This window comes from Streptomyces sp. NPDC088923 (assembly GCF_044749745.1).
In the GTDB taxonomy this organism is placed as follows: Bacteria; Actinomycetota; Actinomycetes; order Streptomycetales; family Streptomycetaceae; genus Streptomyces.
Window position 1 is genome coordinate 297,183 of sequence record NZ_JBIVIO010000004.1, and the last position, 11,732, is coordinate 308,914.

Consider the following 11,732-nt stretch of genomic DNA (forward strand, 5'->3'; position numbering starts at 1 on the left):
GTGCCCGGTCGTCCCTCCGGGCGTCTCGCTTCGTCGTCCCGCTCGGTGCCTACGTGCCTGCCGTGCGCCCGTACGCGCTGTACGTGCCCTCCGCCCGTACGGGCCAGTGCTCAGCCGTGCAGCCCGCACTCGGTCTTCGCCCGCCCGGCCCAACGGCCCGCGCGCGCGTCCTCGCCCGCGAGCAGCCTGCGGGTGCAGGGCGCGCAGCCCACCGAGCCGTAACCGTCCATCAGTAACGGGTTGGTCAGCACGCCGTGTTCGGCCACGTACGCGTCCACGTCGTCCTGCGTCCAGCGGGCGATGGGCGAGACCTTCACCTTGCGGCGCTTCTCGTCCCAGCCGACAACGGGCGTGTGCGCGCGGGTCGGTGACTCGTCGCGGCGCAGACCCGTCGCCCAGGCGCGGTAGTTCGAGAGCCCCTCGGCGAGCGGGGCGACCTTGCGCAGAGCGCAGCACAGGTCGGGATCGCGGTCGTGGAGCTTGGGCCCGTACTCGGCGTCCTGCTCCGCGACGGACCGGCGTGGCGTGAGGGTCAGGACGCGGACGTCCATGACGGCCTCGACGGCGTCGCGCGTGCCGATCGTCTCGGGGAAGTGGTAGCCGGTGTCGAGGAAGACGACGTCCACGCCGGGGCGCGCCCGCGAGGCGAGGTGCGCGACGACCGCGTCCTCCATCGAGGATGTGACGCAGAAGCGGTCCCCGAATGTGCTGGTCGCCCAGCGCAGGATGTCGAGCGCGTCGGCGTCTTCGAGGTCGCGGCCCGCCTGTTCGGCGAGCGCGCGCAGTGCGTCGTCCGTGAGGGTGCCGGGGTCCGTGGCGGGTATGCCGGGGTGGCTCATGTCCTGTTCTCCCCTTCGCCGTTGTCGCCTTCGGTGGTGGTACGGGGGTGGTGCGCCGCGGTGTGCGCGGGCGCCTCCTCGTGCATGGGCGCCTCCTCGTGCGTGGGGGCGGCCTCGCGGGCGAAGCCGCGGGCGAGCAGGCCCAGGAAGCCGAGGCGGAAGGCGCGGTTGCAGGCCGCGCACTCCCACGTACCGTGCCCCTCCTCGCCCGGACGCAGGTCCTCGTCGCCGCAGTAGGGGCAGTAGAAGGGGACCGCGCGCTGCGTGCCGCCGCTCGCCCGGCTCACGACAGGGCCTCCTGCGGGGCGCGGCTCGCCCAGGCGGCGAAGCGCTCGCCGTCCTCGCGCGCCTGAAGGTAGCGGCGCAGCACGCGCTCCACGTAGTCGGGCAGTTCCTCCGCCGTCACCTTCAGCCCGCGCACCTTGCGCCCGAACCCGGCCTCCAGACCGAGCGCCCCGCCCAAGTGGACCTGGAAGCCCTCGACCTGCCGCCCCTCGTCGTCCAGCACCAACTGCCCCTTGAGGCCGATGTCGGCGACCTGGATGCGGGCGCAGGCGTTGGGGCAGCCGTTGATGTTGATGGTGAGCGGTTCGTCGAACTCCGGCAGGCGTCGCTCCAGTTCGTCGATGAGCGCGGCGCCCCGCGCCTTCGTCTCGACGATCGCGAGCTTGCAGAACTCGATCCCGGTGCACGCCATCGTGCCGCGCCGGAACGGCGAAGGTGTCACCTGGAAGTCCAGGGCCTCCAGGCCCGCGACGAGCGAGCCGACCCGCTCCTCGGGCACGTCGAGCACGAGCATCTTCTGCTCGACGGTCGTACGGAGCCGGTCGGAGCCGTGCTCCGCCGCGAGGTCCGCGATCTTGCTGAGCAGGGTGCCGTCCACGCGGCCGACGCGCGGCGCGAAACCCACATAGAAGCGGCCGTCCTTCTGCCGGTGCACGCCGACGTGGTCGCGCCAGCGCGCGACCGGCTCGGCGGGGGCGGGGCCGTCGACGAGCTTGCGGAGCAGGTACTCGTCCTCCAGGACCTGGCGGAACTTCTCGGCGCCCCAGTCGGCGACGAGGAACTTCAGGCGCGCGCGGTTGCGCAGCCGCCGGTAGCCGTAGTCGCGGAAGATCGAGAGGACACCCACATGCACGTCCGCGACCTCGTCGAGCGGTACCCAAGCCCCCAGCCGCACACCGAGCTTGGGATTGGTGGAGAGCCCGCCGCCCACCCACAGGTCGAACCCGGGCCCGTACTGCGGGTGTTCGACACCGACGAAGGCGACGTCGTTGATCTCGTGTGCCACGTCGAGCAGCGGCGAACCGGAGATCGCCGTCTTGAACTTCCGTGGCAGGTTGGAGAATTCGGGGTTCCCGATGACCCGGCGCTGGATCTCCTCGATCGCGGGCGTGCCGTCGATGATCTCGTCCTCGGCGATCCCCGCGACCGGTGAGCCGAGCACGACGCGCGGGGTGTCGCCGCAGGCCTCCGTCGTCGAGAGCCCGACGCCCTCCAGGCGCCGCCAGATCTCCGGGACGTCCTCGATCCTGATCCAGTGGAACTGCACGTTCTGCCGGTCGGTGAGGTCGGCCGTGCCGCGCGCGAACTCCTGCGAGATCTCGCCGATCACACGGAGTTGCGCGGTCGTCAGCCGCCCACCGTCGATGCGGACGCGCAGCATGAAGTACTCGTCGTCCAGCTCCTCCGGCTCCAGGACCGCCGTCTTGCCGCCGTCGATCCCGGGCCGCCGCTGCGTGTACAGGCCCCACCAGCGCATGCGGCCGCGCAGGTCGTTGGGGTCGATCGAGTCGAAACCGGCCTTCGAGTAGATCGTCTCAATACGTGTCCGTACGTTGAGACCGTCGTCGTCCTTCTTGAACTGCTCGTTGCCGTTGAGCGGGGTGAAGTGACCTACCGCCCACTGGCCTTCACCACGGTGACGGCTCGCCTTGCGGCGGGAGGCGGCGGGGGGCGTCGGGGCGTCGGCCATGGCGGTACGTCCTTCGGGGGCGGGGCGCTGCGCGCGGCAGGGCGGGGGCGCGGCGCGGGGCGGCGTGCGGGCAGGCGGCGGCTCGGGCCTGCGGAAACCGGGCGCGGCGCTGCGCGGGCGGAGGAGGGAGCCTCGGGGTGAACGGGCGGTGGGCGACGGGGCGTTGGTGCCGTCAGCGCGCCCGACAGATGGCGCTGGACATGCGGCAGAGATCGACGTGCCGTCGACTTACCAAGGCGATTCCAGCGGAAGACATGGCGGAAGCGTGGCACGGGGGGATTGGGGGAGTCCACCATTGTCCACGGAGTGGACGCAGACGTGTCGCGATGTGGACACCGGGGCGGGGCGGGCCTCGCGGGGCTCCGCCCCGGTCCCCGCTCCTCAAGCGCCGGAGGGGCTGGATTGATGGCCGCGCGGTGGGTTCTCGCCGCGGAGGTGTGCCGGGAGCTGGTCCTGGCAGGGCTTCCCGCGAGCCTGGACGGGGCGGGGCCCGGGGCGGGGGCGTCGGTCGGTGTGGACGGCGGCGACCGGGAACGCGTCGTTCACGTCGACTGGAGCACGGGGCGGTACGGCAGTGTGCGGGACGGCGTACGGAGCCCCTTGGAACGCTCGCGCCTCGACGCCGAGGTCGGGCGGCACATGGACGTCGCGATCACCGGCATCCTCCGCGCCGCGGGGTACGCGGCCGAGCCCGACGGGGCCGACGACGACGCGACGCCGGGCGGAGTGCGCGTCGCGCGCGACTGACTCAGCCGAGCGCGCCCGGCCACGGTCCCGGCGTCCGCGTCTCCGCTTCCTCCTCCACCTCCGTGCGGTACACCCTGAACCCCCTTCGTTCGTAGTTCGCCTTCGCGTGGGGGCCGTCCTTGCTGCAGGTGTGGAGCCAGACGCGGGTGGTGGTCAGCTCCCAGGCGCGGGCTGTCGCGCAGGAGAGCAGGTGGGCGCCGATGCGGCGGCCCCGGAAAGCGGGGAGCAGGCCGAAGTAGACGATTTCCGCCGAGCCGTCCTCGCGCGGGGCCAGCTCGGCGTAGCCGGCCGGGGTGCCGCGCTCGTACGCGATCCAGGTCCGCGTCCCCTCCAGCTCCTTCGTCCAGCGGAGCACGTCCCAGTCCAGGCGGTCGGTCCAGCTCACGTCCTGGCCCACCGCCGTGTAGAGGAAGCGGCTCAGCTCGGGCGAGAGGATCTCCGCGCACTCGACCCGCACGCCCTCGGGCGCGGGCACGGGCGGCCCGGCGTCGGCGGGCGAGGTCTGTTCCAGGTACCAGGTGGTGACGTCGACGGTGCTCATGGGCTCAGGGAATCACACGCTCCCCGGCCCCTGACCACCAGCGGCGACCGCGAGGCCGGGAGCAGGTCGCCCGGCCCGCCCGGCAGCAGCAGCTCCGTCTCCCAGCCGTCCCTGAAGCGGTACGGGCGGTGGTCGAGGACCCCGTGCAGCGTCCGCCGCAGCCGGGAGAGCTCGGCGCGTACCGTCACCGTCCGGTCCGCGTCGCCGAAGAGGTCGAGCGCGAGCTGCGCCGCCGTGCGGCCCTCGCGGTGCACGGCGAGCACGTACAGGATCTCGGCGTGCCGCGGGCTCAGCCGCGCGGACCAGCCTCCTCCCTCGCCGCCGGCGACCGTGAGCACGGCCCGGCGCCCGCCCGTGAGGTCGAGGACGATACGGCCCGGTGCGGTGCCGTCCTGCGGAGTCTCCTCGCGGACCCGCAGCAACCAGCCGCCCGGCAGCGGCTCGACCGCGCACGGGCCGAGCCCCGGCAGGTCGACGCTGTCCCCCGGCGCCACGGGCAGCGGCAGGCGGCGCGGTGGCGTCAGGCCCGTGGCGCCCGCGACCCAGCCCTGCGGGTCCACGGCGAGCGCGGCCCCGCCGATCCGGCTCAGGATCGGCGCGGCGACCGCGCGCAGCACCTCCACCGACTCCAGGTGCCGCAACCGCAGTTCCGACTCGGCGAGCCGGGTCACCGACTGGACGAGCGCGAGCGCGGCGGGGTGGAACGTCGAGCGGGGCCCGCTCAGGTCCACGACCCCGAGCAGTCGCCCGTCGCGCGGATCGTGGAGCGGCGCGGCCGCGCACGTCCACCGGTGCAGCACCCGTACGAAGTGCTCCCCGCCGTGCACCTGCACCGCCGTCCCCGTCGCGAGCGCCGTGCCGATCGCGTTGGTGCCCGTCGCCCGTTCCTCCCACGCGGCGCCCTCGGCGAGCGAGATGGCGTTCGCGAGCCGCAGCGTCCTGCGGTCCCCGGAGCGCCACAGGACCCGCCCCTCGGCGTCCGCGACGATCATCACCTGCCCCGCCGACTGCGCGGTTCCCGCGAGCCCTCGTCCCAGTTCCGGCAGCACCTCGCGCAGCGCCGACGTACGCCGCCGCCCCTCCAGGACCTCGCGGTCCAGTCGTTCGCTCTCGGTGCCCTGACCGGGGACGACGCCGTCCCGGCTGACCCGGCGCCAGGACGCGTCGATGACGGGGCGCGGCGGCGCCCCCTCGTCCCGCGGCCCGGCGGCGGGCGGGGACGGAGGCTGCGTGCGCGGCACGGGCGGCTCCCGGAGGGTTCTCGTCGGTACCGGCTCCCCCGGTGGGTGCCGGCGCTGCGTACCCATCCTGCTGCCCCCGGCGCCACCCGCGCCGCGAATCGGCCATGCCGGGTGCAACCTTCTGCAACTCTCGCGCGCCGGCCCCCTCCCGCGCGATGCTGACTGCGGCACCCGCGAGGGTGCCCGCGCCTTTCGGGGCCGCGAACCGGGGTGGTGCCGTGTCGGCGCGGCACCACCCCGCCGCGTACCCGGAGGCGTTCCCCTCGGGGCGCGACCGGGCAACCGCCCGGTTGCCGCCTCGCGGAGCGCTACCCCAGCGCCACCCCCGCCCGCTCCACGATCGCGCCCGTCGGCGCCGTGTGCGGCAGCGTGCCGAGGGCCGTGCCCCAGTCGCCGCCCAGGCGCGAGGCGCAGAAGGCGTCCGCGACCTCCGACGGGGCGAAACGGACCAGGAGCGAGCCCTGCAGGACGAGCGCCATGCGCTCCACGAGGCGCCGGGCCCGCGCCTCGACGCCCTCCAGGTCGGCCAGCTCCTGGAAGAGCTGCTTCACCGCCGCGTCCAGGCGGTGGTCCGCGCCGCGCGCCGCCCCGAGTTCACCGAGGAAGGCGTCGAGCGCGCCCGGCTCGCGCTGGAGCGCGCGCAGCACGTCGAGCGCCTGCACGTTCCCCGAGCCCTCCCACAGCGAGTTGAGCGGCGACTCGCGCAGCAGCCGCGGCAGGCCCGACTCCTCCACGTACCCGTTGCCGCCCAGGCATTCGAGGGCCTCGGCGACCACGGGCGTGCACCGCTTCGTCACCCAGTACTTCGCGACGGGCACCGCGAGCCGGAGCAGCGCCCGCTCCCGCTCGTCGCCCGCGCCCGCCGCGTCGCAGGCGGCGGCGAGCCGCAGCGCGAGCGTCGTCGCCGCCTCCGACTCCAGCGCGAGATCCGCCAGGACATTGCGCATGAGCGGCTTGTCGACGAGCACCCCGCCGAACGCCTCGCGGTACGTGGCGTGGTGGATCGCCTGCGCCACCGCCTGCCGCATGAGCGCCGCCGAGCCCAGCGCGCAGTCCAGGCGCGTCGCCGAGACCATCTCGATGATGGTCCGCACCCCGCGCCCCTCCTCGCCCACGAGCCGCGCCCACGTCCCGTCGAACTCGACCTCGCTCGACGCGTTCGAGCGGTTGCCGAGCTTGTCCTTGAGCCGCTGGATCGCGAAGACGTTCCGCTCCCCGTCCGCGAGCACCCGCGGGACGAGGAAGCAGCTCAGCCCGCCCGGCGCCTGCCCGAGCACGAGGAACCCGTCCGACATCGGCGCCGAGCAGAACCACTTGTGCCCGGTCAGTTCGAAGGCGCCGTCCTCGGCGAGCGGCACCGCGCGCGTCGTATTGGCGCGTACGTCGCTGCCGCCCTGCTTCTCCGTCATGCCCATCCCGAAGAGCGCGCCCGCCTTCTCGCCCGCGGGCCGCAGCCCCTCGTCGTACACCCGCGAGGTCAGCAGCGGCTCCCACTCGGCCGCGAGGTCCGGCTGCGCGCGCAGCGCCGGGACCGCCGCGTGCGTCATCGACAGCGGGCAGCCGTGGCCCGCCTCCGCCTGCGTCCACGTCAGGAACCCCGCCGCCCGCCGTACGTGTCCGCCGGGCCGCGTCCACGCGCCCGTGAGCCCCGCCGAGACCGCGTGCCCGAGCAGCCGGTGCCACGCCGGATGGAACTCGACCTCGTCGATCCGGTGACCGAAACGGTCATGAGTGCGCAGTTTCGGCGGATTCTCGTTCGCCTGCGCCCCCCACTCCTGCGCCTGCGCCGACCCCGCTGCCCGCCCCAGCTCGCTCAGCTCGGTCAGCGCCCCGGGCAGCAGCTCCGGATCGAGGTGGCGTTCCACGGCCTCGCTCAGCGCCCGGTCGGCGCCGAAGACGTCGTACCCCACCAGGGGCGGGGGCTGGTTGGTCACTGTGTGGGTGCGCGATGCCATACGGATACGGTAAGGACGTGCACCAGGCAAAAGAAACAGCTACGCGGAGGAGACCGGGTCGTCTCCGCCGCGTCCGGGCGCTTTATCGCAATGTGTCCAAGCGTCGCACCGCCTGGTTGCTCGTGAAGGACACCGTCAACTCCTGCATGGAGTACCGCATCCTCGGCCTCGCCGCCGAGGCCGCGTTCTTCACGCTGCTCTCCGTGCCGCCGCTGCTCCTGTGCCTCGTCGGCCTCCTCGGCTACGTGGACGCGTGGACGGGCGCCGACACGATCGCCGGGTTCGAGCAGCACTTCCTCGACGCGTCCCGCACCGTCCTGTCCGACCAGGGCGTCCACGACATCGCCGAACCGATCTTCGAAGACGTCACGCGCGGTCGCCCCGACGTCATCTCGATCGGCTTCGTCTTCGCGCTGTGGTCGGGCTCGCGCGCCGTCAACGTCTTCATCGACACCATCACCGTCATGTACGGGCTCGACGGCGTGCGCGGCATCGTCGCGACGCGCCTGCTCTCCTTCGGCCTCTTCATCGTCGGCCTGCTCGTCTGCTCCATCGCGCTGCCGCTCATGGTCGCCGGGCCCGACACCGTCGTGCACGTGCTGCCGTGGAGCGGCACCGCGGTGCAGATCCTGTACTGGCCGGTGGTCATCATCCTGTGCGTCGTCTTCCTCACGACGCTCTACCACGTCTCCGTCCCCGTCCGCTCGCCGTGGATCGAGGATGTGCCGGGCTCCTTCGTCGCCCTCGCCATGTGGTTCGTGTGCAGCTTCGCGCTGCGCATCTACCTCACGTCCACGATCGAGGGCCCCACGATCTACGGCTCGCTCGCCGCGCCCGTCGCCGTGCTCCTGTGGATCGGCGTCTCGGCCTTCGCGGTGCTCGTCGGCGCCGCCATGAACGCCGCGATCGACCGCGTCTGGCCCTCCGTCGCGACCTCTGCCGCGCGCGAGGCGAACGAGCGGGCCCGCGAGGCCGAAGCGGTGGGGGCCATGGCCCGCTACGCCGCCGAGCGCGCCGGGCACGGCGAACCGGGCGACCCCGACATGCCCAGCGAGTACCCGGAGCGCTGGGCCGGTTTCCTGCCCCCCGAGGACGTCTCCTCGCGACTGCGCGCCCACGTCAAACGCCGCCCCGGCAAGCACGCCAAGCGCGCCGACGCGGGCGCCGGTACGGGTACGGGCCGCAGCGGCGCGAGCCCCGCGGCCCCGCCCGGCGCCGACCCCACCCAGGCCCCGCCGGGCGAGCCGCCCTACGAGAGCGAACCGCCTTACGAGAGCGACCCCGGCTACGTCTCCGGCGGCGGCCAGCACCGGGGCGGCGGAGGGCACGAGGACGAGGGCGGCGGGTGGCCGCGGGGCGGCTGAGCGGTAGGGCGGCGGCCGAGTGGTGGGGCGGTCGGCCGAGCGGTACGACGGCGGTCCAGACACGGCCACCGGCCGAGAGGCACGGCCGTACGGTGAGAGGCGCGTATGACCTTCCGCGAACGCCCGGCCCTCCGCCCCGGCGGCTGGATCTGGGTCAGCACCCCCACCGGTTCCGCGCGTGCTCCCGTCCTGCCCGACGGCTGCATGGACCTGCTGTGGAGCGAGGAGCACGGGTTGCTGCTCGCCGGTCCCGACGAGCGCGCGCAGCCCCCGGGCGCGGGCCCCGGGCACTGGGCCGGTTACCGCTTCGCCCCGGGGACCGCGCCCGCCCTGCTCGGCGTCCCGGCCCGCGCGCTGCTCGGCCTCCGCGTGCCCCTCGCCGAGGTCTGGCCCGCCCGCCGCGTGAGCCGCCCGCACGACGCCCTCACCGCGGCGCTCGCCTCCGGCACGCCCCCCGGCCGTGCCCTGGAGACCGCCGCGCTCCCGCTCCTCACCGGCACACCGCCCGACCCGCTCGCCCCCGTCCTCCTCGCGGCGGCCCACGCCGCCCGCCCCCTCACCGAAACGGCCCGCGCGAGCGGCGCCTCACCCCGCCGCCTGCACCGCGCGGCCCTCGCCGCCTTCGGTTACGGCCCCCGCACCCTCGCCCGCGTCCTGCGCCTCCAGCGCACCCTGCCCCTCCTGGACGCGGGCGTCCCCCTGGCCACCACGGCGGTGGAGGCGGGCTACGCCGACCAGCCCCACCTGACCCGCGAGCTGAGAGCGCTGACGGGACTGACGCCCCGGGAGCTGAGGGCGGTACGCAGGGGGTGAACCCCCTGTCGGCGGGGCGAGCCACCTGCCACGGGCGGGGCAGCCCCCGCGCTACCGGCCCAGGAGCCCCCGTACCACCTCGTTCGCGAACCGCCCCCGGGGGTCGAACTCCCGCGCCAGGTCCCCGAAGTCGTCCATCCGCTCCCACCGCCCGCGCAGCTCACGCGCGGGCACCGTGCTCACCTTCCCCCAGTGCGGCCGGGGAGCGAACGGCGCGAGGGCCGCCTCAAGGACCCCGCACGCCGCCCGCACGCGCTCCGCGTCGGGCACCCACGTGAAGTGCAGCGCCACCGTGTCCCGCCCGTACGCCGGGCTCAGCCACAGGTCGTCGGCGGCGACCGTCCGCACCTCGCTGATCTGGAGCACGGGCGCGAACCGCTCCCGCACCGACGCCACCGCGCGCAGCGCGGCCACCGCGTCCGCCCGCGCCACGAGGTACTCGGACTGGATCTCCGCGCCGTTGCTCGGCGTGAACTCGGGGCGGAAGTGCGGCAGCCGCTCGTGCCAGGGGCCGACCGCGCCGAGCTGCGGCGTGCACGCCGTCGCGTCCATGCCCGGTACCGGGTGGACCGGCTCCGTCGCGGGCGCCGCCCACGGGAAGTCCGGCGCGCCGGGACCGGTGTGCTTGAGCCACACCTGCCCGAAGCGCGGCTCCTTCCAGTCCGTGAAGAGGCTCACGCTGTGCGCCGCGCCGGTGATCGCGTCGAAGTGCGCGGCGACCGTGTCGAGACCGAGGCCCGTGAAGACGTCCTGTCGCACACGGAAGGCCGGTACGGCGTCGAGCGTCAGCGCCGTCACGACTCCGAGCGCCCCGAGCGCGACGACCACCCCGGCGAACCGCTCCCCGTCCGCCCCGCGGCTCAGGACCCGTACGTCCCCGTCCGCCGTGAGGAGTTCCAGGGACCGTACCTGCGTCGCGAGCGAGCCCACCGCGTCGCCCGAACCGTGGGTGCCCGTGGCGACCGAACCCGCCACCGAGATGTGCGGCAGCGAGGCCATCGTCGGCAGCGCGAGCCCGTGCGCGTCCAGGACCCGGGCCAGCTCCGCGTACCGCACGCCCGCCCCGACGCGTACCGTCCGGGCCGCCCGGTCCACCTCGACGAGCGGATCGAGCGCGCCGAGCGAGACGAGCAGGTCGTCCGGGGCGTCCACGTCCGCGATCCGGTTGAAGGAGTGCCCGCTCCCCAGGACCCGTACGCGCCGCTCGCCCGCGCCCGCCACGAGCGCGGCGAGCGCCTCGGTCGAGGCGGGGCGGTGCAGCACACCGGCACGAAAGGTCTGGTTGCCCGCCCAGTTGCGCACCGGGCCGGGAACGGTGCCGGCCGGAACGGCTTCGGGCGAGGACGCGACGGGGGGCACCGCGGAGGGTGCGGCGGAGGTCTCGCTGTTCATCATCGGATCATCTCACCAGGGGTGTGCGACGCTCCGGCCGCTTCCGCGCGCGGTACCTTGCCGACACGTCCCCCGACCCCGCCGGAAGGGAGCCCCGTGCCCCCGGTTGTCATCGACCTCAACGCCGACCTCGCCGAGAGCTTCGGCCACTGGGAACTCGGCGACGACGAGGCGCTCCTGCCCCTCGTCACGAGCGCCAACGTCGCCTGCGGCTTCCACGCGGGCGACCCGCGCGTCATCCGCCGCGCCTGCGCGGGCGCCGCGCGGCACGGCGTCGCGATCGGTGCCCAGGTCTCCTACCGCGATCTGGCCGGTTTCGGCCGCCGCTTCATCGACGTGCCGCCCGCCGAGCTGACCGACGACGTGCTCTACCAGCTCGCCGCCGTCGACGGCCTCGCCCGCGTCGAGGGCTCGGCGGTGCGCTACGTGAAACCGCACGGCGCGCTCTACAACGCGATCGTTCACCACGAGGAGCAGGCGGCGGCGGTCGTCGCGGCGGTACGCGCCTACGACCCCGCGCTCGCCGCGCTCGGCCTCCCCGGGTCCGCCTGGCTCCGGCTCGCCGCCGAGGCCGGGCTGCGCACCGTCCCCGAGGCCTTCGCCGATCGCGCCTACACGCCCGAGGCGACCCTCGTCTCCCGCCGCCTGCCCGGAGCGGTCCTCCACGACGCCGACACGATCGCGGAGCGCGCGCTGCGCCTCGCGCGCGGCGAGGAGGTCGAGGCGAGCGACGGCAGTCCCCTGCGCCTGGACGCCGCCTCGCTGTGCGTCCACGGCGACACCCCGGGAGCGGTCGCGATCGCACGGGCGGTACGGGAGCGGCTGAGCGCGGGGGGCGTGACGGTGCGGGCCTTCACGGGGTGAG

Annotated in this window: 12 protein-coding genes; 4 read left to right on the plus strand and 8 right to left on the minus strand. The window is 74.6% G+C overall.

Going from position 1 to position 11,732, the window contains the following annotated elements; genetic code table 11:
* Nucleotides 1–110 precede the first annotated feature (110 nt).
* The 4 genes from ACIP4O_RS19275 to ACIP4O_RS19290 form a co-directional block, all read right to left on the minus strand.
* Nucleotides 111–839, minus strand: a complete 729-nt coding sequence (locus tag ACIP4O_RS19275) for a phosphoadenylyl-sulfate reductase (protein WP_401575863.1) — start codon at nt 837–839, stop codon at nt 111–113.
* Nucleotides 836–1,126, minus strand: a complete 291-nt coding sequence (locus tag ACIP4O_RS19280; protein WP_401576265.1) for a hypothetical protein — start codon at nt 1,124–1,126, stop codon at nt 836–838. Before ACIP4O_RS19280 ends, ACIP4O_RS19275 begins: the two co-directional genes overlap by 4 nt.
* Nucleotides 1,123–2,814, minus strand: a complete 1,692-nt coding sequence (locus ACIP4O_RS19285) for a nitrite/sulfite reductase (RefSeq protein ID WP_401575865.1) — start codon at nt 2,812–2,814, stop codon at nt 1,123–1,125. The genes ACIP4O_RS19280 and ACIP4O_RS19285 overlap by 4 nt, the downstream gene beginning before the upstream one ends.
* Nucleotides 2,815–2,986: 172 nt before the next feature.
* Nucleotides 2,987–3,070: a putative leader peptide gene (locus ACIP4O_RS19290; protein WP_311607211.1), complete on the minus strand. Its 84-nt coding sequence runs from the start codon at nt 3,068–3,070 to the stop codon at nt 2,987–2,989.
* Between the two features lie 149 nt (nt 3,071–3,219).
* Between ACIP4O_RS19290 and ACIP4O_RS19295 the strand changes: the two genes are divergently transcribed.
* Complete coding sequence (locus ACIP4O_RS19295) at nt 3,220–3,561, plus strand: hypothetical protein (RefSeq protein ID WP_401575867.1); 342 nt, start codon at nt 3,220–3,222, stop codon at nt 3,559–3,561.
* A 1-nt stretch (nt 3,562) separates the two neighbouring features.
* Here ACIP4O_RS19295 and ACIP4O_RS19300 read toward each other — a convergent pair whose 3' ends face one another.
* From ACIP4O_RS19300 to ACIP4O_RS19310, 3 genes are all read right to left on the minus strand, one after another.
* A complete protein-coding gene (locus ACIP4O_RS19300; RefSeq protein ID WP_401575869.1) occupies nt 3,563–4,102 on the minus strand; it encodes a GNAT family N-acetyltransferase in 540 nt (179 codons plus the stop codon).
* Entirely contained in the window at nt 4,099–5,343 is a 1,245-nt protein-coding gene (locus ACIP4O_RS19305; RefSeq protein WP_401575871.1) for a GAF domain-containing protein, read from the minus strand. The genes ACIP4O_RS19300 and ACIP4O_RS19305 overlap by 4 nt, the downstream gene beginning before the upstream one ends.
* A 308-nt stretch (nt 5,344–5,651) precedes the next feature.
* The gene (locus ACIP4O_RS19310) at nt 5,652–7,298 is read right to left on the minus strand and encodes an acyl-CoA dehydrogenase family protein (RefSeq protein WP_401575872.1); all 1,647 of its coding nucleotides are present in this window, start codon (nt 7,296–7,298) and stop codon (nt 5,652–5,654) included.
* Here ACIP4O_RS19310 and ACIP4O_RS19315 point away from each other — a divergent pair.
* Both ACIP4O_RS19315 and ACIP4O_RS19320 read left to right on the plus strand, forming a co-directional pair.
* Complete coding sequence (locus tag ACIP4O_RS19315) at nt 7,292–8,662, plus strand: YhjD/YihY/BrkB family envelope integrity protein (RefSeq protein ID WP_401575874.1); 1,371 nt, start codon at nt 7,292–7,294, stop codon at nt 8,660–8,662. The two genes, ACIP4O_RS19310 and ACIP4O_RS19315, sit on opposite strands and share 7 nt — an antisense overlap.
* Nucleotides 8,663–8,767: 105 nt before the next feature.
* Nucleotides 8,768–9,475, plus strand: a complete 708-nt coding sequence (locus ACIP4O_RS19320; RefSeq protein WP_401575876.1) for a helix-turn-helix domain-containing protein — start codon at nt 8,768–8,770, stop codon at nt 9,473–9,475.
* Nucleotides 9,476–9,526: 51 nt separating this feature from the next.
* Here ACIP4O_RS19320 and ACIP4O_RS19325 read toward each other — a convergent pair whose 3' ends face one another.
* A complete protein-coding gene (locus ACIP4O_RS19325; protein WP_401575878.1) occupies nt 9,527–10,870 on the minus strand; it encodes an FAD-binding protein in 1,344 nt (447 codons plus the stop codon).
* Nucleotides 10,871–10,963: 93 nt separating this feature from the next.
* Between ACIP4O_RS19325 and ACIP4O_RS19330 the strand changes: the two genes are divergently transcribed.
* Entirely contained in the window at nt 10,964–11,731 is a 768-nt protein-coding gene (locus ACIP4O_RS19330; RefSeq protein WP_401575880.1) for a LamB/YcsF family protein, read from the plus strand.
* Nucleotide 11,732: the final 1 nt, after the last annotated feature.